The sequence below is a fragment of the Paenibacillus sp. GD4 genome, from assembly GCF_030846225.1.
GTDB classification, from domain to species: Bacteria; Bacillota; Bacilli; order Paenibacillales; family NBRC-103111; genus Paenibacillus_G; species Paenibacillus_G silviterrae.
In genome coordinates this window covers 231,857-256,561 of the sequence record NZ_JAVCYK010000001.1, presented here as the reverse complement: position 1 = coordinate 256,561, position 24,705 = coordinate 231,857, and the positions used below count along the sequence as shown (strand labels likewise).

Below are 24,705 nucleotides of genomic sequence, written 5' to 3'. Positions count from 1 at the left end.
GCAATAACTCAAGAGGCAGCGTTCGCATGACGATCGCTGCCTCTTTTTTTGTCTACATAAGTCTTTGATTGGTCGTAGGAGCCGCTTGGTATTGGGATGCTTGTACCAGTACGTCCATTTGCTGAATGCTCTGCTGCAAGCGCTGTTGAATTTCCATGATGCGTCGCTGCTGGGCCTCCATTTGTGTCTGAACTTGAGACTGCGCCTGCTGCAAATCCTGTTGCACTTGGATGAACTGCTGCTGTACATCGCGAACCTGCTGGGTGAAGTTGCTGAGTCCGTTCATGGCGATTGCCTGCTGGGCTTGACGGGCTTGTTCCATTTGTCTCTGCTGCTGCTGCTCAAGAAATTGCTGATAGGAAGAGTTTTGATTTTGCGGAAACATGGTGAGTACCTCCTGGTTGGTAGAATCCATTGTAACTATATTTTACTGTGTACAGGGAGTAACCGATTTATTCAATTCATTTAGAAACACGGATGATTCGGGGCCATCCATGAATAATAAAATAGCAAAAGCTTCACACTAGTTTTGATTTACAGAAAATTACACTTACGATGGAGGAAGTATATTGAAAAAGGCAGCATTGTTTTTCTTAGCGGCAGCGTTAGTATGGAGCTTAAGTGCCTGTGGAGGAAATAACCAGAAGGGTCAGTCTCAAGGTCAAGGTCAAGGCGGCCAAAGTCAAGCCAAACAGACGGGCAGTGACCAAGGAGGCGGAGATCAGGAGCAGAACGATGGCGGCGGAGGCCAAGGCGACCAGCAAAGCTCCGGCGGCGGGGGCGGCAGTGACAAAGAAGGCTCCGGGAAAGATAAGGAGCAATCCGGAATGGGGCAAGGCGGCTCCGGTGGAGGTAAGAGCGGCGGCGGTGGCGGGGCGAAATAAGGAGGAAAGACCGGGCAATCCGGTCTTTTCTTTTTTGCCAAAAGGAAATGAATTTGTAAACAAAGGAATAGAGATTGTATGATAGGAATAACCCGTCACATCAGGAGGTACCTATGGCCGAGCTTAGCAAAAGATCCTTCATTCGGACGTACTTTTACTCGTTATCCGTATTCATGCTGCTCATTATCGTGTATCTTTGGTTTACCTCAGGCCATACGATCCCGGAAGCCTATAAGGGGACGGCGGCAGATCCGGCAACCTTCCTCTCCCCGCAGCAATGGGAGCAAAGCGTTGTTTATTCCGCCCTGCGTAACGGCTTATTTTTTCTCAGCTACCCTTGGGAATGGGGCCTTTACCTCATCCTTCTGACGACCGGCTGGGCTCGGAAGTGGCAGGATCGACTCTCTCAATCCGTCCCGATTGCTTTTCTCCGACTGCCTGTTTTCGTACTTCTGCTTCAAGGCGCCGTCTTTTTGTGGTTTCTTCCGCTTCGGATCACCAGCTTTTCCTTGGCCCGATATTACGGGATTTCAACACAGTCGATCCCCAGCTGGGTCAAAGACAAACTGATTTCCTTCGGGGTCAATTACGTGCTGATGGTGCTTGTTGCCGCCGTTGCCTTTTGGATTATAGGCAAGGGAGGACGCTGGTGGCTTCGTCTGTGGCTGCTTTCCGTTCCCTTCAGCTTGTTTATGATGTATATTCAGCCCGTCATCATTGATCCTCTGTACAACCCGTTCTCAAGACTATCGGACCCGGTGCTCGAACAGAAAATATTAAGCCTGGCCGCTAAGGCCGAAATTCCCGCCGATCAGGTCTATGAGGTCATGATGTCGGAAAAGACGAATGCCATGAATGCCTATGTGAACGGGATTGGGGGAAGTCTGCGGATCGTCCTGTGGGATACGACGCTGAAGCGTATGGAGGAGCCGGAAATACTCCTTATCATGGCTCATGAAATGGGGCATTACGTGATGCACCATCTGGAATGGAGCGCCTTCGGAGCCATTGCATCCACATTCGTCGTACTGTGGGCAGGCAGCATCATCCTTCGATATGCCATTGCACGATGGGGGAGAGGGTGGGGAGTCGGCAGGCCGAATGAGCCTGCTGCGCTTCCGTTGATCCTGCTGCTGATGTCACTCTTAGCGTTTGTCGCAAGCCCCGTCTCCAATGCGGTATCGCGCAACGCCGAGCAGGCTGCCGATCAATACGCCTTCGAGCTGATCGGGAGTACGGATGGCGCGGTAAGCATGTATCAGAAGCTGGCCTCCTCCTCGTTAAGCGAAGTGAATCCGCCGTTCTTGGTCAAGCTGTTCACTTCTTCCCATCCGAGCATTATGGAGAGGATCATTCATGCCCAGTCCTTCAAGCACGACTCCTAGCCGTATGCTGCACGTTAGCTTCCTGGCGGGAGTGGCAACGGCACCGACCTTTATGAAGGAGTTCGCGGAGAAGCTGTCGCAAATGTATGAAGCAAAAGGGTTTCATGTGATGACGCAGCTTCTCTTTCCGTACGGAGATTGGTACACTTCGCTTTATCGTCAGCTGCACGAGATCCGGAAGGACATGCTGCCCTTCGTACGCAGCGTTAAGCCGGCTTGGCTTGGAGGAAGGCGGTCCGTTAGCGGTATTCTCGAAGCTTACCAAGGGGGAGCTATTTGGCTCGTGGGTCACAGCGGCGGCGGTGTTGCCGGTGTGCAAGCAGGCGAGCTTCTGCTTCGGGAGCATGGCTTGCCAGTCGAACGAATCATTCAGATCGGCTCGCCCCGCTGCGCGATTCCTCCGTCCTTAGAGGCTTCCTCCACCATGTATATGTACGCAGTGAATGGGAAGGGACGACGCACGGATCCGATTACCCGAATAGGCACTTGGGGAGGCTGGGAACGAAGCCGAAGCGGAGTCCCGGTTTGGAATCCATATAAATATGCTCCCGACCGCATCGTACCTTTACGCTTGCAGGGAGGTCATCCGGATTACTTTCGCAGCGCGGATCCATATGTTGATGCGGAAGGCAGAAGCAATTTAGAGCACATCCTCCGAACGGTTCAAGAACAGGACCTGGTTACGGAATCGAAGAGGCATATTGAAAAATAAACCTTGTAATCTATAATAGAAATAAACAGCCGAACGCAGGCGTTAAGAAAAAGGAGTCCAATTCGAACGATGAATGAAATTACCATTGTGGAAGCTCGTATGACACATTCCAAAGAAGACGGGTATATCGGAAACGTCGTATTTCAATTCGACCAGCATCCGAAGCCTTATGAAATCACACTGCACAGCAAGAGCCGGAAGGACTGGAGCTACAGCCTGAGCTTCGCCAAGGAGTCGGGGAGTGAAGAGCTTATCGAGCAGGTGGAAGATGCTCTTGAGGAAGATGATGAACTGTTTGATGCCTTGGTAGAAGCGGCCTCCCGGCAGCTTGCCGCGAATCCATCCTAGACCCGCCGGTCTAGGATTTCTTTTTTTTCGCTGGAAATCAGGTTATGAGTTCTATAATTTTGGGAAAAACAATAGGTACAGCCACAAGGGAGGTAACTTCATGGGCGCTTCTTTCTTGCGGGAGCTCGCTAAACAGCTGGATCAGGACGACGTATTCGGACTGGCTGCGCAGTGCGCGTATTATTTTTTGCTTTCACTATTTCCGTTTCTGTTGTTTATTGTCAGCCTGTTAGGATATCTGCCGATTACCACTGAAGATGTGCTTGGGCTGGCGCGGGAATACATCCCTCAAGGGGTAGCCTCCGGGGTGGAGGAGCACTTAAGCAGCGTACTGGATGTGCAAAGAGGCGGGACGCTGTCGTTCGGTTTGATCCTCTCTCTTGTCAGTGCAAGCGCCGCGATGAACGCCATCGTCTATGCGGTGAACAAGGCTTATGGCTTGCCTGAGCGCAGAAGCTTTATCCATTCGCGGTTTCTCTCCATCATGCTGACGATCGGCATGCTGGTTGTGGTCGCTTCCGCACTGCTGCTCAGTGTGTTCGGTCACTTCCTCGGCGACCTGTCGCACGAGTATTTGTCCCTATCTATGGACCAAGTCAAGCTGTGGAACGTGCTGCGCTGGTTTATCAACCTAATCATCCTGTTCCTCGTCTTCCTGGGGATCTACTATATCGCTCCCAATACTTGCTTAGGCTGCAAGGATGTGCTCCCGGGTGCCGTCTTCTCCGCCATGGGCTGGCAGCTAATTTCGGAGGGCTTTTCCTTCTATGTGAACCATTGGGGTAATTATAGCGCGACCTACGGGGGCTTGGGCGGGGTTATCGCACTGCTGACCTGGTTCTATCTTTGCGCTCTGATCATTATTGTGGGCGGGGAGATCAATGCCATGTCGTATCTGTTTAAGAAAAAGAAGACTGCCTGAGGTGATCACATGAGCTTTAGCCGACTTGTAACCGATCGTCAATTCGAGATGGCGTTCCTAACCCATTCCTCCGTCTATGCAAGGCATCGCAAGCATGAGGAATACCATTTTATCGGGGGGTTGGACGGCTTTAACCCTCTGCTTGTCACGGTTTCCGGAACGAAGCTTGAACGAGACGAATACGATTTTTTAATAACAAAATAATTAGGGATGTTTTCCTTTGCCCGAGTAATGTATACTTGTCCTATATACATACATGATGAGGGGCGAGTAGACGATGAGTCAAAATGTGGATTTTGGAAGTCACGGGCGTCATCTATTGCAGAACGATTCGTACGGAGCGGCTGCGTACTGCTTTTATCGAGCGATTCTGGAGGGCAATCCGAACGGGAGCCCCTGGAATGGCATCGTGCTGTCCCTCAGCCTGATGCGTAAGGAGCAAGACTCCATGACGATGCTCGCTCGCTATGGACTGCAGGAGCAGCAGGACTATGACAAGGATATGGTCACCTTTGCCATTATGATTTGGCAGAACAACCCGAAGGTGCTGTATGAATGGCTTCGTGCCGTAGTGGCTTTCCAAGGTGTGAATGAGCAGGATAAGAGCATGCTGACGGAAATGGCCGATGATCTGGAGAAGGCATACCTTGATCTTATTGAAAAGCACGGCCAGGAAGCGCTGGATCAGCAGGGCATGGTGGGGCTGAAGGAATTCGCTGCCCGCCGTGTAGAGCTGGATTGGCTGCTTGATGAGGATATCGATAAGATTTTTAACCATCTGAAGGCTTGGACGGAAGACCCTGAGAATGCGCTTCACGGTGTGCGTTTCCTCTGCATGCTGCCCGATCCGAGGAGCGAAAAGCTGCTTCGGCGCGTCGCCCGCAATGAAGAGATCGATCCGAAGGTAAGAACGCATTCCCTCTTGGCTATGCGATGGCTCGGCATCCGCGGCAACGCCCGCATCTCGAAATTCGGCGAGTCATTCGTCATCGATCTGAATGAGCCGAAGCCTGAGCTTACCGTTTCGGTTCCACAGGCGTTTAAGCCGGCGCTCGACCGGATGAAGCTGTGGATGGCTAAGCAGCAGGGCTTTGTGACGCAGGAGGAATATGAAGCACATGCATCGACGGATGAAGCGACACTGCCGGAAGAGCTGGAATCAAAGGTGAATGAAGCGGATATCCCGGGAATTCTGCAGGAAGTGGCGCATATGCTGATCCGCTCGGCCTATGACCAGTACTATCCGTTAGTGCCTACGGTAACGGGCAATCGCGAGTGGGCCGCAGCTTTCCTGATGCTGATGAAGGATTATGCGAAGGGCTTCAGCATCGAATGGCCGTACGGCGAGCCGGAGCTCACCGAAGTGAGTGCGCAGCACCGCAATTGGCTGCTATCGGCCAGTCCGGATTTCTACGCGAGCATCGAAGCCGCCAGAAGCCAAAGTGCCGTGCAGAACGGCTAGGCATAGAAGGGAGAGCCGCGATGCCGCAGCTGCTGGTAAGAGGTATAAGTGTGGAGGACACTCGGAGGATTTCCGGGCCGTTGATTCGGGAGCTTGCCGAAATTTGTCAGTGCGGTACCGACAATTTCATGCTGGAATGCCTGAACACGGTTTCCCTATTCGAGGGAGAGGAAGTAGCCTCCTTTCCTTTCGTTGAGGTAGCATGGTTCGAGCGGGGAAAGGAAATCCGGGATCGCTTTGCCGCGGCTGTTACGAAGCATGTGCAGTCGCTGGGCGTTGCCGACATGGAGGTCGCCTTCATCACCTACGATGAAGATAAGTACTATATTAACGGGAAACCGTGTAAGTAATGAGGAGACAGCCTTGTCATGCAGATGATAAGGCTGTTTTCTTTTCATCTGAATCTTAAAGGACATTCGGAGGCGAGCGGTACGGTGAAATTTATCCAACCCATGATAGTGAGCCAGGGGGAAGAGGTTTTCGATGACGATGACTATTTGTTCGAGCCCAAATGGGACGGATATCGCCTGCAGCTTCATAAGAGAGGACAACGGCTTGAGGCGTATACACGTTCGGGCGAGAATGTAACGGAGAAGCTGCCTGAGCTCCATGCGGCCGTAAGCTGCATTAAGGCTAACGAGGCAGTACTTGACTGTGAAGCCATCTGCTTGCAGGAAGGAAGGCCGGTATTCGATGATATGGCCTACCGGATGCGGCTTCGGCTGCCGATGAAGGTCTCCCAAGCGGTACGAACCCATCCGGTTACTTTCGTTGCGTTTGACCTATTGAGGCTGAATGAGGAATCGCTGATGCATTGTTCTCTCATAGAGCGAAAACAGAGGTTATCCCGAGTCATAGAGCTTTGTCCCGCTCTTGTAGCGACGATGTTCGTGGAGGGGCAGGGCACAGCCATGAGTCGGCTAACGAGGGATCAAGGCCTGGAGGGTCTTGTGGCCAAGAAGAAGCATTCCTTGTATCATCCGGGTGTAGTATCCGCCGACTGGTTGAAATTCAAGCATGAGCGAAGCCTGGATACGCTTGTGCTCGGATATAGGGAGGAGCCGCGGTTTGCTCTGATTGTAGGCGTACATTTCCGGACGGTTCGCAACAAACCGGTCGCTACGGTAGAGAGAGGCATTTCGGCAGAGGACAAAGAACGATTCCTAACGATGGCGGCAGGACTTCCCACCCGAAAGGAAAACGGAGTCCATTGGTTGGAGCCGCGGATGTGCTGCAGGATTACTTATCGGGACCGGAATGACAGGCATCAGCTGGGGATGACGGAGTTTAAGCAATTTTTGCCGGAAAAGCCACCGGAGGAATGTGTATGGAGCTATAAGTAAAGCAGTTGAAATGTATCTACAGCTTCTACGTGACAGCATTCATGACCGCCGTTACTGGTCACGTGACCCTTCCCTGGATATGATTGGATATATTCATGGTGAATGGGAGGCTTAAGATGAGAGGTTCAAGTTATGATGTGGTCGTTGTCGGTTCCCGTGTTGCCGGCTCTTCGCTTGCGTATGAGCTGTCCAAGGAAGGCTATGAGGTATTGTTGGTTGATCGCAGCACGTTTCCTAGCGATACGCTTTCGACGCATAATATGTTTAACAATACCGTGACCATGCTGCGAGAAATGGGCGTACTGGATCGACTATTAAAGACGAATACGCCGACGTATCGCCGGGCACGAGTGGAATTCGGTCCCTCGGTCATTGACGGGGTGATCCCTGAGATCGACGGGGAGTCCCGCTGCTTGTGCATAAGACGTACGTATCTGGATCACATTCTGCTGGAGCATGCCAAGTCGCAGCCCGGTGTAACGGGCATCGAAGGCTTTCGAGTTACCGACCTGGTAACGGAAGGAGACGAGGTGCGCGGCATCATCGGCAGGCACCGGGACGGACGTCCGGAAACCTTCAGGGCTAAGCTGGTGGTCGGTTGCGACGGCCGGTTGTCCGCGATTCGCCAGCTGGCAGCGAGTGAGCGTAAGCTGGCTATCCCAACGGATTTTGCTTCGTACGTCGGATATGTTGCCGGTTATAAGCAGGAGGGGGAACGGCATGTAGAGTTCTACAAGTGGGATGACAAGCTCTTTATCGCGTTTCCCACTAGCGACGATCTGTTTGTCGTAGGGGTGATGTTTCCTTTGACTTCCCAGGCTTGGCTGGATCGGTTCAAGTCCGATGCGGAGCTAAGCTTCCGGCAGATCGTTGCCGAAGGGTTCCCGCACACCAGCTTGCCGGCGCGATTGTCGGAAGTCCGTTTCGTTGAACAGATCAAAGGCTTGCACGGCTATGATAACGACTGGTATCAAGGGATGGGGCGAGGCTGGGCGCTGCTTGGGGATGCGCTCACCTTCAAGGATCCCGCTGTCGGGCAAGGGATTCATGACGCAATATACGGCAGCCGTACGTTAACTCGGATTTTGACACAAACCGGCAGGGAGAATTGGAGCACCAGCTGGGATGTTATGAGTCAAGCGTATCAAGCGGAGATGGAAACGAAGCTGATGTCGCGCTTTCATATGGGCTGTCAGCTTACGAAGAACGTACCGGTGTCTGCCGAAGAGGCTGCCGTCAACCGGCTGATCGGGTCGGATGTCGAAGCTACCCGCACGTTTCTCGGGCTGTATAATTATACGAGGGAACCTGCGGATCTGGAACGGGAAATCGGCCGTTTGCTGAGCGGAATGTCTCAGGTCTAGTAAGTATATTCAAGAAGAAGCAAGCTCTCTTAGTAGGAGTGCTTGCTTTTTACTTATTCCCAATACATAATTTGGATGGAGAGAGGAGCTGACGGATGTTGTTATTGGAGCAGGTTGTTGAGAAAGCGAAAGTGGTGGCGATGAAGGCGGCAAGGGAAGCCGGAGCTTTGATTAAATCGAGATTCAACGGCTCTTACCGTTTATCGGAGAAGGATGCTCATGGCGATGTGGTCACGGAAGTGGATCACCTGGCGGAAGAAATCATGCTGCAGGCGATAGAGCAAGCGTTCCCGGATCATCACATTCACAGTGAAGAGGCCGGCGACCGTGGGCCCGCCAGCGATTGGCTGTGGCTCATTGATCCGCTGGACGGAACGAATAATTACGTCATCGGGCTCCCGGTGTTCTCGGTTTCCGTCACATTGGTGTACAAGCGCGAACCTGTGTTTGCCTTGATCTACGAGCCGATGGTCGATCGGATGTATGTCACCGGGAAAGGGATGGGAGCCTTTTGCAATGATGTCCGGATGACCGTACGGAGCCGGCCGGAGCTGCGTAAGGGGACCGTGGGCTGGATTCAGGGACATGCCGTGCAGAATGATGCCAAGGCAGTCTCCCTGCGCAGACAAGTGGACGTCCATTTTAAAAGAATGATGAGGCTTTGGGCGCCAACCCTGCAATGGTGCATGCTGGCCAAGGGGGACCTGAATGGAATCATCGTTTATAATTCCGAAGGAGACGATCTGTATTCCGGGCTGCTGATGGTCCAGGAATCCGGCGGGATCGTTGTAGATTTTCAAGGAAACCCGTTCCAAGGCATGATACAGGAGCCATATTTGCTTGCCTGTCATCCGCAGCATTTAGACGAATTCCTACATTTTGTCAAGCTTGCTGTCAAGTAAAACGGAAAAACCGCGATTCCTGCGCTTCCCCGGGAAATGAGAGATGGCGAAGCGGAAATATTGCCCAAGCTTTGGGGCTTGATTTTGGGGCAGGAGAATGGTAGTGTGATTAATAAGATGAGACCATGTCCGGTAAGTATGCCAGGCCATGGTCTTTGTTGTATGATAGGCGATACGTCTCTCGGAGAAAGGGGGACCGACATGAATTACATTGTGATTGATTTGGAATTCAACGGTCGCAGACATTACGATATTTATCCCATGGAAATCATCGAGCTTGGCGCAGTGAAGCTGAATGAGAAGCTCGAAATCATAGATATGTTTCAAAGCTATATTAAGCCGAAGTATCCGATTAATCGATTTGCACTCGAATTTTGCGGGATTCAGGAGAAGACCTTGAAAGAAGCGGAGCCATTTACACAAGTGATTGAGAGGTTTCGCAGCTTCTGCGGTGAGGAATTTATTGTTTTTGCCTGGGGCTGCAGCGACTTCTTCAGTCTATTCGTGGATTGCCGGGTCAATGAAATCGATAATGATTGGCTGACGCAGCGTCTTGTGGACATGTCCAAGCCGTTCGAGGGAGGGCTGCAGCAGGCGCTCGCTACACATGAGCTTCCTTCGCTCGGACAGCATCACTCTGCGTTGGACGATGCCTTGAATGCAGTTCAGCTTCTTAAGCTTAAGCCTGAGATCGTGCAGCACTCTCATTATTATCGACCTGATCCGATGAAGCTGGTAACCGGCGGAATTAAAAAATGGATTTTGATGTCGCTGGATAAAGCGGCGGCCGAGGGGCATGTGCTTCGTTGGGAGGAATTTGTCTCTAACGGGCAAACGCAGGCCTATTCGAGGATCATGCATTTAACCGAGCAGGAACTCCAAATGGTGAAAGTGCTGTTTATTAAATATTTTAAACAAAAATACGGACGCAAAGTGAAGCTTCAGCCGGTATAAACATCGGTTTGCAGCATACCGAACGGGAGACCTGGAATATGGACAGCGGCGGACAAGTGTCATTTATGGGGATGCGAATGGGCAGGGAGGCGTGGCATAATTTCCGATGGGATTTTGCCGCGGCTTCTTTGTTTAGTTTGTTTAATGTGGTGTTCAACCAGTTCTATATTCCGCTGGCCATTCAGCAGGGGGCGTCGGATTTTCAGGTGGGTCTGCTGGCGGCAGCTCCTGCGATCGGACTGACATTTTCGCCCTTGTGGTCAGGCTTTATTCAGCAGGGTGCTCCGAAATGGTATTTTTTCTGGCCGAATCTAATCGGGCGTTCACTGATCATTATTCCTGTTCTGTTTTATAACTCTTGGGTTTTCGTAGGGTTTGCGCTATTCTTTCATCTCCTGATGGGCATCCAAGCTCCGGCCTATGCCTCGCTTATGACTCGCATTTATCCTGCTGAGCTTCGCGGTCGGTTGATGGGAAATGTGCGGGTAGCCATGGGACTCCTGATGATTCCTCTTGCTTATGTGATCGGTCAATGGATTGACTCTTCCGGCGGCTCGGGGCCCTTGATGGCTGCGGCGGTCAGCGGTTTTATTTCCGTGCTTGCTTTTCTCCGGATTCGGGAGATTCCCTCTCTTGTAGATAAGGTCGCAGATCGGAAGAAGAGGGTTTCCTTTGCAGATCAATGGCATATTCTAAAGGGCAATCGGGGGTTGCTCTTGTTTTTAACCGCAACCACGATTTCAGGCTTCGGCAATATGCTCGCAAGTCCGCTGTATTCCATCATCCAGGTCAGCCATCTAGGGTTAAGCAATTTGGAAATCGGATACATCCGCATGTCTTACTTCACCTGTTTGCTCTTGTCTTACTTCATTATGGGCTGGGTGATCGATCGTTATTCGCCTCGGGTCGCCATGTGTTTCGGTACGTTTGCTTACGCTTTAGTGCCGCTGTTATACGGGCTCGGCGGAACTTACCCGGCGGTCATAGCCGCAGGTGGATTACAAGGCTTCGGTGACGCCATTTGGGATATCGGGTGTATGGCTTACGTATTTCGATTAGCTCCGGGTCGGGAAGCCGTCGTCTTTGGCTTGCACTTAATGCTGTTCGGGATTCGGGGGACCATCGGGCCGTTGTTAAGCACATCGATCGGAGGTACGGTATCGTTCGAATTGCTGCTGCTGTTTGCAGCAGGCTGCGCGGCGGTAGGCTGTTTGTTATTTGTTTTAAATCGAGTGAGGTCGGTATCGACGGAAAATGGCGTCGGGATGTAATCGAACTCCGCGTCAGCGCCTTGGTGGATCGGGTGCTGCGCGGAGTTTTTTTGTGTTTTTAATAGTTAATGTGATTAATAATTGGGTAGATTTGGCGGTTGCATAGGGTACGGCCTCGTGATATATTGTTACTCCGGCCGCGAGAGCGGTTGAAGCGTTGGAGGATTGGTTGTCAGAAAATGGCGGTTGATTCGACAAAGGCAACGTGATATATTGTTACTCCTGCCGCTTGAAGTATGGATAAGCAGTGAAATTGCCCTTTGAAAACTGAACAACGAGAGAGTGAAAATAAAACGAATCTTCGGATTCGTGCTAGCTTTGAATGAGCAAGTCGAACTTTACTTTATTGGAGAGTTTGATCCTGGCTCAGGACGAACGCTGGCGGCGTGCCTAATACATGCAAGTCGAGCGAGGGTCTTCGGACCCTAGCGGCGGACGGGTGAGTAACACGTAGGCAACCTGCCTGTAAGACTGGGATAACTACCGGAAACGGTAGCTAAGACCGGATAGATGGCTTCTTCGCATGGAGGGGCTTGGAAACACGGTTCCGAATTTATTCGAGGGCTGTGGCTTACAGATGGGCCTGCGGCGCATTAGCTAGTTGGTGAGGTAACGGCTCACCAAGGCGACGATGCGTAGCCGACCTGAGAGGGTGATCGGCCACACTGGGACTGAGACACGGCCCAGACTCCTACGGGAGGCAGCAGTAGGGAATCTTCCGCAATGGACGAAAGTCTGACGGAGCAACGCCGCGTGAGTGATGAAGGTTTTCGGATCGTAAAGCTCTGTTGCCAGGGAAGAACGTTCCGGGGAGTAACTGCCCTGGAAATGACGGTACCTGAGAAGAAAGCCCCGGCTAACTACGTGCCAGCAGCCGCGGTAATACGTAGGGGGCAAGCGTTGTCCGGAATTATTGGGCGTAAAGCGCGCGCAGGCGGTCTTTTAAGTTTGGTGTTTAAGCCCAGGGCTCAACCCTGGTTCGCACTGAAAACTGGGAGACTTGAGTGCAGGAGAGGAAAGTGGAATTCCACGTGTAGCGGTGAAATGCGTAGAGATGTGGAGGAACACCAGTGGCGAAGGCGACTTTCTGGACTGTAACTGACGCTGAGGCGCGAAAGCGTGGGGAGCAAACAGGATTAGATACCCTGGTAGTCCACGCCGTAAACGATGAGTGCTAGGTGTTAGGGGTTTCGATACCCTTGGTGCCGAAGTAAACACAGTAAGCACTCCGCCTGGGGAGTACGCTCGCAAGAGTGAAACTCAAAGGAATTGACGGGGACCCGCACAAGCAGTGGAGTATGTGGTTTAATTCGAAGCAACGCGAAGAACCTTACCAGGTCTTGACATCCCTCTGAATGTCCTAGAGATAGGGCAGGCCTTCGGGACAGAGGAGACAGGTGGTGCATGGTTGTCGTCAGCTCGTGTCGTGAGATGTTGGGTTAAGTCCCGCAACGAGCGCAACCCTTGATTTCAGTTGCCAGCATTGAGTTGGGCACTCTGAAGTGACTGCCGGTGACAAACCGGAGGAAGGTGGGGATGACGTCAAATCATCATGCCCCTTATGACCTGGGCTACACACGTACTACAATGGCCGGTACAACGGGCAGCGAAGGAGCGATCCGGAGCGAATCCTTAGAAGCCGGTCTCAGTTCGGATTGCAGGCTGCAACTCGCCTGCATGAAGTCGGAATTGCTAGTAATCGCGGATCAGCATGCCGCGGTGAATACGTTCCCGGGTCTTGTACACACCGCCCGTCACACCACGAGAGTTTACAACACCCGAAGTCGGTGGGGTAACCTGAGCCGCCCCTAAAAGTGAAGATTATGCTTCGCAGCGTAATCCGAGTACTTTTCGGGGACCCCGGATTGGGAGCCAGCCGCCGAAGGTGGGGTAGATGATTGGGGTGAAGTCGTAACAAGGTAGCCGTATCGGAAGGTGCGGCTGGATCACCTCCTTTCTATGGAGTCCATGATGGCTGCAGGCCATCGGACATAATAGCTGACAACTGACATCGTTCCACGATGTAACAGTTGCAGCGAACTCACTCTCCTCGTTGTTCAGTTTTGAAAGGTGCAATGCCTTTCTGTACATAGGATGTTTTGCTTCGCTGAAGGCTGAAGGAATAACGGACTTTTAGGGCGTTATTTTGATGAAACAACAGCGAGAAGCTGGAATAACGGTTTTTCAGACCGCTATTTCGGCGAAAATAAGGCAAAACCGCTCCACAATCGCGTTACAGCAGAAAATAACGGTTCGAAAGTCCGTTATCTGCCTCTGACCGATTCCAAAAGCGCAAATAACGGTCTCAAAGTCCGTTATTGTGTGAGCACCTCTGGTAAATCTTGATGCTTGCATCGAAGATTGCGAGTGTGCTAAGATAACCTTCCTGCCGCGGTAATGCGAGCAACGAAGAACAATCCTTGTTCCTTGAAAACTGGATATCGAAACAAAGCAAAATGTCGAAACATCTATACGATGGTTTATCGAGCGAATGCGAGATGAACAATCTTTTAGCTGCTAGTGAGAATGTCTTGAGTTTGGAGTGACTTTGTGCGTAGCACAACGGAACGGAGAACCAAGATCATTCGAACGATTGGTTAAGCTAATAAGAGCACACGGAGGATGCCTAGGCACCAGGAGCCGAAGAAGGACGTGGCGAACGACGAAATGCCTCGGGGAGCCGTAAGCAGGCTTTGATCCGGGGATGTCCGAATGGGGGAACCCGCGTGAGGTAATACTCACGTACCACACAGTGAATACATAGCTGTGTAGGAGGCAGACGAGGGGAACTGAAACATCTAAGTACCCTCAGGAAAAGAAAACAAAAGTGATTCCGTCAGTAGCGGCGAGCGAAAGCGGAACAGCCCAAACCAAGGGGCTTGCCCCTTGGGGTTGTAGGACGTCAATGTGAGTGCAGGTTGGTAGGCGAACAGGTCTGGAAAGGCCGGCCAAAGTGGGTAACAGCCCCGTAACCGAAAGCAACCGAGACTCTAGACGGATCCTGAGTACGGCGGGACACGTGAAACCCCGTCGGAATCCGGCAGGACCATCTGCCAAGGCTAAATACTCCCTGGTGACCGATAGTGAAGCAGTACCGTGAGGGAAAGGTGAAAAGAACCGCGGGAGCGGAGTGAAAAAGAACCTGAAACCGTGTGCTTACAAGAAGTCAGAGCTCGTTAATGAGTGATGGCGTGCCTTTTGTAGAATGAACCGGCGAGTTACGTTTACGCGCAAGGTTAAGGTGAGAAGCCGGAGCCGCAGCGAAAGCGAGTCTGAATAGGGCGAATAAGTACGTAGACGTAGACCCGAAACCGTGTGATCTACCCCTGTCCAGGGTGAAGGTGCGGTAACACGCACTGGAGGCCCGAACCCACGAATGTTGAAAAATTCGGGGATGAGGTGGGGGTAGCGGAGAAATTCCAATCGAACTCGGAGATAGCTGGTTCTCCCCGAAATAGCTTTAGGGCTAGCCTCGGGTGATGAGTCGCGGAGGTAAAGCACTGATTGGGTGCGGGGCCCGCCAAGGGTTACCAAGTCCAGTCAAACTCTGAATGCCGCAGACTTTAACCCGGGAGTCAGACAGTGAGTGCTAAGATCCATTGTCAAGAGGGAAACAGCCCAGATCATCAGCTAAGGTCCCCAAGTGTGTGTTAAGTGGGAAAGGATGTGGAGTTGCAAAGACAACCAGGATGTTGGCTTAGAAGCAGCCACCATTGAAAGAGTGCGTAATAGCTCACTGGTCGAGTGACTCTGCGCCGAAAATGTAACGGGGCTAAACACACCACCGAAGCTATGAGTCCAATTATGGGCAGTAGGGGAGCGTTGTAACAGCAGTGAAGGTTGATCGTGAGGACAGCTGGAGCGGTTACAAGTGAGAATGCCGGTATGAGTAACGAAAAGACAAGTGAGAATCTTGTCCGCCGTAAGCCTAAGGGTTCCTGAGGAAGGTTCGTCCGCTCAGGGTAAGTCGGGACCTAAGGCGAGGCCGAAAGGCGTAGTCGAAGGACAACAGGTTGAAATTCCTGTACCACCGTGAACCGTTATGAGCGATGGGGTGACGCAGAAGGATAGTGACGCGGACTGATGGATGTCCGTCCAAGCAGCGAGGCTGGTTAGTAGGCAAATCCGCTAACCGAAAGGCTGGGCTGTGATGGGGAGCGAAATTCAAGTAGCGAAGGTCATGAGTTCAAGCTGCCAAGAAAAGCCTCTAGCCAGGGAGAAGGTGCCCGTACCGCAAACCGACACAGGTAGGCGAGCAGAGCATGCTAAGGCGCTCGGAAGAACTCTCGTTAAGGAACTCGGCAAAATGACCCCGTAACTTCGGGAGAAGGGGTGCCTCGGTAGGGTGAATAGCCCGAGGGGGCCGCAGTGAAAAGGCCCAAGCGACTGTTTAGCAAAAACACAGGTCTGTGCGAAGCCGCAAGGCGAAGTATACGGGCTGACGCCTGCCCGGTGCTGGAAGGTTAAGGGGAGCGGTTAGGGGTTAAACCCGAAGCTGTGAACCGAAGCCCCAGTAAACGGCGGCCGTAACTATAACGGTCCTAAGGTAGCGAAATTCCTTGTCAGGTAAATTCTGACCCGCACGAATGGCGTAACGACTTGGGCGCTGTCTCGACGAGAGATCCGGTGAAATTTTAATACCTGTGAAGATGCAGGTTACCCGCGACAAGACGGAAAGACCCCATGGAGCTTTACTGCAGCTTGATATTGGACTTTGGTACGATCTGTACAGGATAGGTGGGAGCCTAGGAAGCCGGAGCGCCAGCTTCGGTGGAGGCGCCGTTGGGATACCACCCTGATCGTATCGGAGTTCTAACCTGGCACCATTAGCTGGTGTGGGGACAGTGTCAGGTAGGCAGTTTGACTGGGGCGGTCGCCTCCTAAAGAGTAACGGAGGCGCCCCAAGGTTCCCTCAGAATGGTTGGAAATCATTCGAAGAGTGCAAAGGCATAAGGGAGCTTGACTGCGAGACGTACAGGTCGAGCAGGGACGAAAGTCGGGCTTAGTGATCCGGTGGTACCGAATGGAAGGGCCATCGCTCAACGGATAAAAGCTACCCTGGGGATAACAGGCTTATCTCCCCCAAGAGTCCACATCGACGGGGAGGTTTGGCACCTCGATGTCGGCTCATCGCATCCTGGGGCTGAAGTAGGTCCCAAGGGTTGGGCTGTTCGCCCATTAAAGCGGTACGCGAGCTGGGTTCAGAACGTCGTGAGACAGTTCGGTCCCTATCTGTCGCGGGCGTAGGAAATTTGAGAGGAGCTGTCCTTAGTACGAGAGGACCGGGATGGACGTACCGCTGGTGTACCAGTTGTCTCGCCAGAGGCACGGCTGGATAGCCAAGTACGGAAGGGATAAGCGCTGAAAGCATCTAAGCGTGAAGCCCCCCTCAAGATGAGATTTCCCAGTATGTAAGACCCCTTGTAGACGACGAGGTTGATAGGTTCGGGGTGGAAGCGCGGCAACGTGTGGAGCTGACGAATACTAATCGGTCGAGGGCTTATCCTATAAAGCATATGACATTTGCTGAGGTTTCGAATCCAGTTTTTAGGGTGCAACGAACTGCATCCAATTTGGAGAGATACCCAAGCGGCTCAAGGGGACCCTCTGCTAAGGGGTTAGACTGCGTAAGCGGTGCGAGGGTTCGAATCCCTCTCTCTCCGTAGCATTTAAGCATTTACACCTAGTTCATGTACCTGTAAAGGTAGGAACTAGGTGTTTTTGTTTTTCAGGAACACTGATCCAAGAAGTACATATGCTGAATTATACAGCATAGGAAGAGTGATTCTATGGGCATTCGATTTCAAACCGAAATCAAAATAAACCTGAAAGCCATCTTGAGAGACTCTATTCTTCTTGTTTCCGAGAAAGAGATCAAAAAGGAAATAAGGGCTATCGTGTTGTTCTGGGCCGAGCAGCGGTTGATTGAAGAGGGTTGGCCGCTTCCAAGCAGCACGAAGGATATCCGAGAGCATCTCATTGAGAACTCAATGATCAGCGAGGAGGATGCGACCTTTACCTTCATGGAACCGGAGCTGGATGAGGCGGATGGATAATAGAAGGGTGCGGAAGGTAACACTATGGCAGAAAGATACATCCGGATCGGCACAGCTGCGCGCTGCGAATAAGAAAGGAGTCACCATGATCTATATTTATAACGACTTTGGCGGAACCCACTCTACTGTCATGGCAGCAACATATCATTTGAAAAAATTGCCCCAGGACCGTGAACCTACGCGGCAGGAGATTTTAACGGCCCATAACTTCAACGAGCTGGTGTACTCGGACCGGGGGAAGCTATTTTTTCATGGGACGGATGAAGACGGAAATAAGGTATACACGATGGGAAGGGGCAGGTCCAAAATTCTCGTGCCGGGGATCTACCATCTGCTGCTGATGCTTGAGAAGGAAGGGGCGCTGAACGATAAAATCATCCTGTCCAACACATCGCCGACGGTTCCGCTGGCACTTACGTTCGGCGGACTGACCTCTCGCTGGCTAAAAATCGATTGGATCGGCGTCCCGCTCCTCGTGAAGGGGATCAAGCAAGCCTATCAAGATATCATCCGTCTAGTCCACCATACCAAGGACGCGGCCAGGCGTTCGGATGAGCGGATCCTAATGCTTGAAAATAAACAATTTAAATAAGGCGCCATGGATATATTAATGAACCAGAATCAATTGGAACCTACGTTTCTAGATGTAAATGGCGTCCGTTTACATATCGTACAAGCAGGACCTGAAGAAGGACCTTTAATCATCCTCCTGCATGGCTTCCCCGAAAGCTGGTTCGGCTGGAGATATCAGCTGCCTTACTTGGCCGGTAAAGGATACAGGGTATGGGCCATCGATCAGCGCGGCTATAATGAAAGCGAGAAGCCTAAGGAGCTTGGCTCTTATCGTTTGAACGAGCTGGCTCAGGATGTGGTGGAGTGCATTAGGGCTTCCGGGAAATCGAAAGCAATTGTAGCAGGTCATGACTGGGGAGGCATCGTTGCATGGCATGTAGCGGCGGTCGCGCCCGAGGTGCTGGACCGTCTTATTATTCTTAATGCACCCGAGCCGTCCGTGATGATAAGGCATCTGCTTACCCACCCGAAACAAATGGCAAAAAGCTTGTATATTTTGTTTTTTCAACTGCCGTGGCTTCCGGAGTGCTTGTCCCGATGGAAGAGATGGTCCCTCCTGAAGACGATGATGCAAAAATCAAGCCGGGAAGGCACATTCACAGCGGATGACTTGAAAGTTTACCAGAAAGCTTGGTCCCGGCCAGGAGCCTATCGCTCTATGCTCAACTGGTACCGTGCGCTGGTAAGAAGATCTCTACCTTCTATTAGGGACGGGAGAAACATTCGCGTTCCCACATTAATCCTATGGGGAAAATACGATTCCTTTCTGGACCCGGTGCTGGCCAAGTTAAGCAAGGAGAGATGCGAGAATGGGCAGCTGGTATATTTGGAAGCTACTCATTGGGTTCAACATGAGCAATATGAACAGGTGAATGAAAGGATGGACCGGTTTATACGAACGGATAGCCACTGAGTATCGTCCTGAATGGGACATGCTTGGGGGCTATTCTATTTTTTATAGGGTCAGGGTGATATAATTTGATGAATAGGTAGAGAAATGGACGAACAGGGGTTGGATGCAAATGATAACTCGTCGCAAAAAGAACCCGAAATGGCTCATTATCGCTTTGACAGGAGCGCTTCTGGGGGGCGGCGCAGGGGTGTATATGGCGCAAACTTTTCCACAAGCTGTGAAAGATGCTGTACCAAAGGTACCGCAATACAGGATGGCAGCCGAATTTCGCATGCTGGACTTGGACCGTGGCTGGATACGGTATGCGGATGGATTGGAGATGACAGCCGACGGCGGGATCACATGGCAGCGTACGGATGCCGTCCCCTCTGGCGGATCGACCGAGCTTGATTCAGCGGCGCCGCCGCTGTGGGATCCGCCCGCGAAGATACTGACGGTGCTTACTTATCAAACAAAAGAATTTCCGGTCAAACAATCCCAGTTTTATACGGAGCAAATCGGTTGGGCGATTGTGGAACAGGAAGGTGAGCTGGGCGGCAAGCTATTTTATACGTCGGACGGCGGTAAGACATGGGAAACCGAACCAACCGCCGGGATCAGAGAGGCAATTCGTCAAGAGAAGCAGCTGCGGGAGCAGTGGAAAAGGGAAGCTCCGCTGTATGCTTCTCTAGAGCAGGTTAAGCAAGTCGCCCGAACCGAATGGCGGCTGCTGCCTGACACAGCATCTCCCGGGGATGTCATCCTTGTTCGCCATGCGAAGCCGGGAAATGTCGAATGGCAAGGAAAGACCTATCCGTTGCAGCCTTTCGGAGCCGGTTATTTTACGTATCTCCCTATTGGCGCCGGAGTCAAGCCTGGGGAATACCGCATCGGCGACCAGAGCTTAAAGATTGCTGCCAAAAGCTTCCCGACACAGCATCTGCAGGTATCTGAACAGCTGGAGAGCATGCGGCAGGATACAAAGCGTATTCAAGCGGACCAAGTGAAGATCGATGCCGCACGCAGCCAATCCGAGCCGGAATTTTTGTTTAACCGTCCCTTCGTCATCCCGGTAGAAGGAAGGCTTACCACCCCCTTCGGGCATACAAGGTACGTGAATGGGAAGCTGAGTGGCTCTCACCTTGCACTGGATCTTGCGGCGAAGCAGGGAACGCCCGTTCAGGCAACCAATGACGGTGTAGTAGCACTTGCGGACAACCTGTACTTGACTGGAAACTCCATTTATATTGACCACGGGATGGGATTGTTTTCGCAATATGCCCATTTATCGGAGCTGCGAGTCAAGACTGGCGACCGTGTAGAGCGAGGTGATATCATCGGTCTCGTCGGATCGACGGGATTTTCTACGGGGCCTCATCTTCATTTTACATTCTGGGCACATAATGTTCCTGTGAATCCCAACCTGTTTTTTGACACCGTGCCATTTCATTGGGGAGCCAAGGCACAGCCTTAACCGGTCATATGATAAGCTGCATCCGTTCTGACGTTTACGTTGGTTTCGGATGCAGCTTTTTAATTTACCGCGGAATTGGAATAATAAGCTAAACTGAGAGGGGGAGTAATAATGCAAGAGGAACTGTTGATGGACCTGAAGCGGCTTGTCCGTGAGCTCAAGGAAAAAGAGGCGGCGAAAACCTATATTCTCCCGGAGGAAGTCATCCTTGCAGTGAAGCGTGTCAAGCACCTGGAGGGTTTCCTCTATGATATCCTCCATATAGTTAGCGGAAGCGGAGGAATTCGACTTGGAAGTCTGCTGCGCAGAGAATTCGGCATCCGGGCGGAGCTTGCCGATCACATGGGGCAGTGGGCCAGGTACAGCAAGGAGCGCTTCGAGGACGAGCTTCATGATGCGATTGATCGGGCGGAAATCCGTGCGGGAAAGCAGGAATTGTTTTTTACCGGGTCGGCCGGCAAAAAAGAATCTTCTGAAGCGCTACAGCTGCTCCAAGGAATTGCCCATACTGCGATACGGATCCAGCTGAACTCCGAACGAATGCACGCGGAAGCTTACTTAGAGCTGCTGGAGCTGCTGCTCCGGTACTACGAGCTGCCCTTCACCATGCCGAAGGGGGACGTAATCGGTTATCGCGGGCTGCTTGCGGCTGATCGGCTGCTTGCTATGGCTGGAGGCCAAGAAGATATCGCGGAGGAGCTTCGAGCCTTCGCCAGACAATGGTATCAGAGCTCACCCTTTACGTTCTTTGAGGAGAAAGAAAGCTATCTTTCCTATGAGTATGTCGTGCCCTATTTGTATTTATTGACCGAAGAGCAGATGGATCGGCTTCGCGCCGGCTACATTGAGTATGTGCAGGATGAGGTTCGGAAGCTGAAAGCGAAGCCGGAGCTGCATAGAGCGGAGCACTTGCTATCGATGCTTGAAGCGGTGTTAAGCTGGGAGGTACCCTTTTCTCAAGATCGATAGGGCTTCAACCCGATACTCACTCCAGCCGGTTTATTCCTGCTCAGAAGCTTCAGCATGGTGAGACGTCCCTGCCGATCGGCGGTATGGAGTATGATGTGTTTGGGGAACCGCCGGCTTTGTACGATATAACGTGCCACCTCCAATCCTTTCGACCTCCCGGGTCCGAGATTATAGTCAAGCGAGAGTACATGGATCCGGTGCTTGCGCAAAAGCCTGATGCAGACGGAAGCCGATCTAGCTACCTTAAATCCCCTTGGGCAGGGCCTTCGGTCATCCAGAAACAATTTCATTGTCGTTTTCTCCCTTACAAGCAGCGTTATCCATAGCATATGATGGAAGCAACACACGGTGTGCGTCCCATTGACGGATATATCATTTGCCCTTAGCATGAAGATAAGCAAGCTTTGCAGGAGGGAACGGGCGTGGGAAAATCCATATTGGTCGTTGATGATGACCGAAATATATGTGCTATTACAAAGCTGTATTTGCAGAAAAACGGCTATGAGGTGACGACCGTACACAGCGGCACTGACGCACTTAAGGAAGCCGCGGCAACGACGTATAGCCTGATCGTGCTGGATCTGATGCTTCCGGGAATGGACGGGTGGACCGTATGCCAGAGGCTCAGGGAAACATCGAATGTCCCTATCATTATGCTGACGGCAAGGGGAGAGACGCAAGACAAAATCGGCGGTCTTCGCATGGGAGCCGACGATTACATGGTAAAGCCGTTTGATCCGAACGAGCTGATCGCCAGGATCGAGACAGTGCTGAGAAGGACGGAAGGCATCGGTGAAATAGACAAGCTTAAGTCATCAGGTAAGCAGATTCTCCAATACGATTCGTTACGAATCGATAAGCTTTCCTATGAAGTGTTCTGCGAGGATCGGCCTGTACCGCTGAGGCGAAAGGAATTCGAGCTGCTGCGCTTCATGGCGGAGCACCCGAACCGGGTGTTTACGCGGACTGAACTGATTGAGCATGTATGGGGCTGGGATTTCGAGGGAGAAGATCGGATCGTCGACGCCTATATCAAAAGGATTCGGGAAGCGCTCAATCAAGATGACTCTACGGCCTGGTCGCTCGACACGGTTAGAGGCGTAGGATATAAGTTTCGGGTGAGCCGGTGATGCTGAACTCCGTATTTAAAAAGTGGCTCCTTACCTACGTTTCCGTCGCTCTGATCAGTCTGCTGCTGATAGCTATTATTATCGGCGCCGCCTTGAGAGAGCAAACCTACCGGGAGGCGGAAGCCGGACTGTCCTCCATCGCGAACCAGGTCCGTCAAATTAGTCTTGAATACATGGATGGCGTATTGACACAGAAGGAATTTTTAAAGCAAGTGAATCTTCTAGAACGAAGCTCTCATGTGCGAATTTCAATTACAGGGAAAAATTTCAAAGGAAACATGGATGAACTGCTGTCCATCGGAGAAAAGCCGGAGGTCAAGGAATGGGTTCAACGGGTATTCGATGGGGAACATCAACTCGTCCGAAGCTCCTTTCGCACGAATGATCAGACCGAGATGCTGGTCGTAGGCATACCCTTCATGTATAACCAAAGGCATGGAGCCATCTTTCTTTATACGCCGGTACAGAACATCCAAGCGCTTGTGGAGCAAATTTATGTTAAAATTTTCTACACTACACTCATCGTCGGTTGTATGGTGGTTGCCGCGCTGTATGTGGCATCCCGCAGGTTCGTGCGTCCCCTTGCCGAGATGAAGGAGATTGCTCTTTGCATGGCTCGCGGCGAATTTCAGCATCGCATGAAGGTGGAGGGGCGTGATGAAATTGCTCAGCTCTCGGAAAGCATGAACGACATGGCGGCAAGGCTGGAAACCATAGAGCTTGGAAGAAGGCAGTTGATTAGCGAAATCTCTCATGAGCTTCGCACTCCTTTGACTACGATTCGCGCGTCGCTGCAGGGCATTCTTGATGAGATTGTTGATCCCGAGGACCGCAGAAGCTTTTTACAAATTTCACTCGACGAAACCAAACGACTCGGTGTCCTTGTTCAGGACCTGCTTGAATTATCACTTTTCGAAGAAAAGCAGGTGGTTATGAATAAGGAGCGAATGTCTTTATCGAAGCTGCTGCTGCAAACGGCAGAGCAAATGAAGGTGAAGGCCGCTGAGCATAAGATCAAGCTTGAAACCGAAATACCCTGCGATATTGTCATCGAAGCTGATGCGGCGAGAATCAAGCAGGTCCTACTGAATTTGCTGCATAATGCAATAATGCACAATAGCGAGGGAACCGCTGTAGGCTTGAGGCTGGAAGTCAGCCACGAAACGGTAGTCATTACCGTGTGGGACCGCGGTCGCGGTATTGAGGAAGAAAAGCTGGAAAGGCTGTTTCAACGCTTTTACAAAGCGGATGAGAGCAGAGCCGGGCAAGGGGCCGGACTCGGGCTTACCATTTCCAAGCATATTATAGAAGCGCATGGCGGTGCGATTCAGGTTCATTCTACTCTAGGCAAAGGAACGCAATTTCTGGTCATGCTTCCTCTGAAGTCATAATCCGGTCATATTGGTTGTGTACAGTATAGAAGTACCAACTGTATGTAGAGAAAGATATGATGGAGGTAGAAGCTATGGTTAAAAAATGGATAAGTGCCGGAATCGTTTCCGCTATGCTGCTTACTGCGGCTCCCGTGTTCGCTGAAACTCAAGCTGTCCCTGCTGTGGGTAAAAATGTCGTAAAAGCGCCCAAGCTCATCGAGCTGGCGCAAAAGCGCGGTATCGACACCACAGATAAAACGCCCAAGCAGCTGAAGAAGGAGCTGAAGGCGAAGCAGAAGGAAGCTAAACAGCAAAGAAAGCAAAAAGAGCTTGTGAAGCTAACCGATATGGCTAAAAGGCTTGGCGTGGAAACGGCCGGTTTGACGAAGCAACAGCTGAAGGAAGCGGTGAAAGCCAAAGAAAAGGCGAAGCACGAACAGCAGACAATGAATCGCCTGACCAAGGCAGCCAAGAAGTTCGGTTTGGACGCGACGGGCAAATCCAAGGAGCAGCTGAAGACAGAAGTTCTTGCAAAGGTACAAGAGAAAAAGCAGCAGAAGCAAGCGAAAGCTGAATAATGAAAGCTGAGAAACGCACCCTTCCACCGGCGCTCGCCTGAGGGGTGCGCTTTTTTTGATGGAGCAAGGCTTGTCCAAGCACATCGTAACGAGATATAATGGTAAGGGTGTTT

At 51.7% G+C, this 24,705-nt stretch carries 23 protein-coding genes, 1 tRNA gene and 2 rRNA genes; 24 read left to right on the top strand and 2 right to left on the bottom strand.

The window, feature by feature from the left end:
• Positions 1 to 52: 52 nt before the first annotated feature.
• A complete protein-coding gene (locus tag RAC89_RS01080; RefSeq protein WP_284639628.1) occupies positions 53 to 385 on the bottom strand; it encodes a hypothetical protein in 333 nt (110 codons plus the stop codon).
• Positions 386 to 569: 184 nt separating this feature from the next.
• On the opposite strand from RAC89_RS01080, the gene RAC89_RS01075 reads away from it, so the two are divergent.
• From RAC89_RS01075 to RAC89_RS00975, 21 genes are all read left to right on the top strand, one after another.
• Positions 570 to 884, top strand: a complete 315-nt coding sequence (locus tag RAC89_RS01075) for a hypothetical protein (protein WP_306611217.1) — start codon at positions 570 to 572, stop codon at positions 882 to 884.
• Between the two features lie 113 nt (positions 885 to 997).
• Positions 998 to 2,269 (top strand): M48 family metallopeptidase, encoded by a 1,272-nt coding sequence (locus tag RAC89_RS01070; protein WP_306611216.1) that lies wholly within the window; start codon positions 998 to 1,000, stop codon positions 2,267 to 2,269.
• Complete coding sequence (locus RAC89_RS01065; protein WP_306611215.1) at positions 2,241 to 2,981, top strand: hypothetical protein; 741 nt, start codon at positions 2,241 to 2,243, stop codon at positions 2,979 to 2,981. Before RAC89_RS01070 ends, RAC89_RS01065 begins: the two co-directional genes overlap by 29 nt.
• A 69-nt stretch (positions 2,982 to 3,050) precedes the next feature.
• Complete coding sequence (locus RAC89_RS01060) at positions 3,051 to 3,329, top strand: hypothetical protein (protein ID WP_284639620.1); 279 nt, start codon at positions 3,051 to 3,053, stop codon at positions 3,327 to 3,329.
• A gap of 100 nt (positions 3,330 to 3,429) precedes the next feature.
• Positions 3,430 to 4,251: a YihY/virulence factor BrkB family protein gene (locus RAC89_RS01055; RefSeq protein WP_306611214.1), complete on the top strand. Its 822-nt coding sequence runs from the start codon at positions 3,430 to 3,432 to the stop codon at positions 4,249 to 4,251.
• A gap of 9 nt (positions 4,252 to 4,260) precedes the next feature.
• On the top strand, positions 4,261 to 4,455 hold the full coding sequence (locus tag RAC89_RS01050) for a hypothetical protein (protein ID WP_284639616.1): 195 nt from the start codon (positions 4,261 to 4,263) through the stop codon (positions 4,453 to 4,455).
• Between the two features lie 73 nt (positions 4,456 to 4,528).
• A complete protein-coding gene (locus RAC89_RS01045) occupies positions 4,529 to 5,713 on the top strand; it encodes a HEAT repeat domain-containing protein (protein WP_306611212.1) in 1,185 nt (394 codons plus the stop codon).
• Between the two features lie 20 nt (positions 5,714 to 5,733).
• Entirely contained in the window at positions 5,734 to 6,063 is a 330-nt protein-coding gene (locus RAC89_RS01040; RefSeq protein WP_306611211.1) for a DUF1904 family protein, read from the top strand.
• 18 nt (positions 6,064 to 6,081) lie between these two features.
• Entirely contained in the window at positions 6,082 to 7,056 is a 975-nt protein-coding gene (locus RAC89_RS01035) for an ATP-dependent DNA ligase (RefSeq protein ID WP_306611209.1), read from the top strand.
• A 116-nt stretch (positions 7,057 to 7,172) separates the two neighbouring features.
• Complete coding sequence (locus RAC89_RS01030; RefSeq protein ID WP_306611208.1) at positions 7,173 to 8,420, top strand: NAD(P)/FAD-dependent oxidoreductase; 1,248 nt, start codon at positions 7,173 to 7,175, stop codon at positions 8,418 to 8,420.
• 95 nt (positions 8,421 to 8,515) lie between these two features.
• Positions 8,516 to 9,322 (top strand): inositol monophosphatase family protein, encoded by an 807-nt coding sequence (locus tag RAC89_RS01025; protein ID WP_306611206.1) that lies wholly within the window; start codon positions 8,516 to 8,518, stop codon positions 9,320 to 9,322.
• Positions 9,323 to 9,523: 201 nt separating this feature from the next.
• Positions 9,524 to 10,276 (top strand): 3'-5' exonuclease, encoded by a 753-nt coding sequence (locus RAC89_RS01020; RefSeq protein ID WP_306611205.1) that lies wholly within the window; start codon positions 9,524 to 9,526, stop codon positions 10,274 to 10,276.
• Between the two features lie 38 nt (positions 10,277 to 10,314).
• A complete protein-coding gene (locus RAC89_RS01015; protein WP_306611204.1) occupies positions 10,315 to 11,547 on the top strand; it encodes an MFS transporter in 1,233 nt (410 codons plus the stop codon).
• Positions 11,548 to 11,890: 343 nt separating this feature from the next.
• Positions 11,891 to 13,504 (top strand): 16S ribosomal RNA (locus RAC89_RS01010).
• Positions 13,505 to 14,142: 638 nt separating this feature from the next.
• Positions 14,143 to 17,055: ribosomal RNA gene (locus RAC89_RS01005) — 23S ribosomal RNA — on the top strand.
• The 16S and 23S rRNA genes sit together here with 1 tRNA gene alongside, the layout of an rRNA operon.
• A 67-nt stretch (positions 17,056 to 17,122) precedes the next feature.
• A tRNA-Ser gene (locus RAC89_RS01000) sits at positions 17,123 to 17,210 on the top strand.
• A 126-nt stretch (positions 17,211 to 17,336) separates the two neighbouring features.
• Positions 17,337 to 17,603 (top strand): hypothetical protein, encoded by a 267-nt coding sequence (locus RAC89_RS00995; RefSeq protein ID WP_306611203.1) that lies wholly within the window; start codon positions 17,337 to 17,339, stop codon positions 17,601 to 17,603.
• 85 nt (positions 17,604 to 17,688) lie between these two features.
• Positions 17,689 to 18,195, top strand: a complete 507-nt coding sequence (locus RAC89_RS00990; protein ID WP_306616014.1) for a DUF3189 family protein — start codon at positions 17,689 to 17,691, stop codon at positions 18,193 to 18,195.
• Between the two features lie 6 nt (positions 18,196 to 18,201).
• A complete protein-coding gene (locus RAC89_RS00985; RefSeq protein WP_306611202.1) occupies positions 18,202 to 19,089 on the top strand; it encodes an alpha/beta fold hydrolase in 888 nt (295 codons plus the stop codon).
• Positions 19,090 to 19,198: 109 nt separating this feature from the next.
• Positions 19,199 to 20,542, top strand: a complete 1,344-nt coding sequence (locus RAC89_RS00980) for a M23 family metallopeptidase (RefSeq protein ID WP_306611201.1) — start codon at positions 19,199 to 19,201, stop codon at positions 20,540 to 20,542.
• A gap of 111 nt (positions 20,543 to 20,653) precedes the next feature.
• Positions 20,654 to 21,511, top strand: coding sequence for a hypothetical protein (locus tag RAC89_RS00975; protein ID WP_306611199.1), 858 nt, complete (start codon positions 20,654 to 20,656; stop codon positions 21,509 to 21,511).
• On the opposite strand, the gene RAC89_RS00970 is transcribed toward RAC89_RS00975, so the two are convergent.
• Positions 21,499 to 21,801 carry a cyclic-phosphate processing receiver domain-containing protein gene (locus RAC89_RS00970; RefSeq protein ID WP_306611198.1) on the bottom strand — a complete coding sequence of 101 codons (303 nt, stop codon included), beginning with the start codon at positions 21,799 to 21,801 and terminating at the stop codon, positions 21,499 to 21,501. The genes RAC89_RS00975 and RAC89_RS00970 overlap by 13 nt on opposite strands.
• A gap of 132 nt (positions 21,802 to 21,933) precedes the next feature.
• On the opposite strand from RAC89_RS00970, the gene RAC89_RS00965 reads away from it, so the two are divergent.
• The 3 genes from RAC89_RS00965 (at position 21,934) to RAC89_RS00955 (ending at position 24,592) form a co-directional block, all read left to right on the top strand.
• A complete protein-coding gene (locus RAC89_RS00965) occupies positions 21,934 to 22,641 on the top strand; it encodes a response regulator transcription factor (protein ID WP_306611197.1) in 708 nt (235 codons plus the stop codon).
• The gene (locus RAC89_RS00960) at positions 22,641 to 24,032 is read left to right on the top strand and encodes a HAMP domain-containing sensor histidine kinase (protein ID WP_306611196.1); all 1,392 of its coding nucleotides are present in this window, start codon (positions 22,641 to 22,643) and stop codon (positions 24,030 to 24,032) included. Before RAC89_RS00965 ends, RAC89_RS00960 begins: the two co-directional genes overlap by 1 nt.
• Before the next feature lie 74 nt (positions 24,033 to 24,106).
• A complete protein-coding gene (locus RAC89_RS00955) occupies positions 24,107 to 24,592 on the top strand; it encodes a hypothetical protein (RefSeq protein ID WP_306611194.1) in 486 nt (161 codons plus the stop codon).
• Positions 24,593 to 24,705 lie beyond the last annotated feature (113 nt).

Bases quoted from the DNA above. Each gene is read 5' to 3' on its own strand.
- RAC89_RS01045 (WP_306611212.1), top strand. From the start codon at position 4,529: ATGAGTCAAAATGTGGATTTTGGAAGTCACGGGCGTCATCTATTGCAG.
- RAC89_RS00995 (WP_306611203.1), top strand. From the start codon at position 17,337: ATGGGCATTCGATTTCAAACCGAAATCAAAATAAACCTGAAAGCCATC.
- RAC89_RS00970 (WP_306611198.1), bottom strand. From the start codon at position 21,801: ATGAAATTGTTTCTGGATGACCGAAGGCCCTGCCCAAGGGGATTTAAG.
- RAC89_RS01050 (WP_284639616.1), top strand. From the start codon at position 4,261: ATGAGCTTTAGCCGACTTGTAACCGATCGTCAATTCGAGATGGCGTTC.
- RAC89_RS01015 (WP_306611204.1), top strand. From the start codon at position 10,315: ATGGACAGCGGCGGACAAGTGTCATTTATGGGGATGCGAATGGGCAGG.
- RAC89_RS01070 (WP_306611216.1), top strand. From the start codon at position 998: ATGGCCGAGCTTAGCAAAAGATCCTTCATTCGGACGTACTTTTACTCG.
- RAC89_RS01040 (WP_306611211.1), top strand. From the start codon at position 5,734: ATGCCGCAGCTGCTGGTAAGAGGTATAAGTGTGGAGGACACTCGGAGG.
- RAC89_RS01035 (WP_306611209.1), top strand. From the start codon at position 6,082: ATGCAGATGATAAGGCTGTTTTCTTTTCATCTGAATCTTAAAGGACAT.
- RAC89_RS00960 (WP_306611196.1), top strand. From the start codon at position 22,641: ATGCTGAACTCCGTATTTAAAAAGTGGCTCCTTACCTACGTTTCCGTC.
- RAC89_RS00955 (WP_306611194.1), top strand. From the start codon at position 24,107: ATGGTTAAAAAATGGATAAGTGCCGGAATCGTTTCCGCTATGCTGCTT.
- RAC89_RS01030 (WP_306611208.1), top strand. From the start codon at position 7,173: ATGAGAGGTTCAAGTTATGATGTGGTCGTTGTCGGTTCCCGTGTTGCC.
- RAC89_RS00990 (WP_306616014.1), top strand. From the start codon at position 17,689: ATGATCTATATTTATAACGACTTTGGCGGAACCCACTCTACTGTCATG.
- RAC89_RS00975 (WP_306611199.1), top strand. From the start codon at position 20,654: ATGCAAGAGGAACTGTTGATGGACCTGAAGCGGCTTGTCCGTGAGCTC.
- RAC89_RS01055 (WP_306611214.1), top strand. From the start codon at position 3,430: ATGGGCGCTTCTTTCTTGCGGGAGCTCGCTAAACAGCTGGATCAGGAC.
- RAC89_RS00980 (WP_306611201.1), top strand. From the start codon at position 19,199: ATGATAACTCGTCGCAAAAAGAACCCGAAATGGCTCATTATCGCTTTG.
- RAC89_RS01020 (WP_306611205.1), top strand. From the start codon at position 9,524: ATGAATTACATTGTGATTGATTTGGAATTCAACGGTCGCAGACATTAC.
- RAC89_RS01080 (WP_284639628.1), bottom strand. From the start codon at position 385: ATGTTTCCGCAAAATCAAAACTCTTCCTATCAGCAATTTCTTGAGCAG.
- RAC89_RS01065 (WP_306611215.1), top strand. From the start codon at position 2,241: ATGCCCAGTCCTTCAAGCACGACTCCTAGCCGTATGCTGCACGTTAGC.
- RAC89_RS00985 (WP_306611202.1), top strand. From the start codon at position 18,202: ATGGATATATTAATGAACCAGAATCAATTGGAACCTACGTTTCTAGAT.
- RAC89_RS01060 (WP_284639620.1), top strand. From the start codon at position 3,051: ATGAATGAAATTACCATTGTGGAAGCTCGTATGACACATTCCAAAGAA.
- RAC89_RS01025 (WP_306611206.1), top strand. From the start codon at position 8,516: ATGTTGTTATTGGAGCAGGTTGTTGAGAAAGCGAAAGTGGTGGCGATG.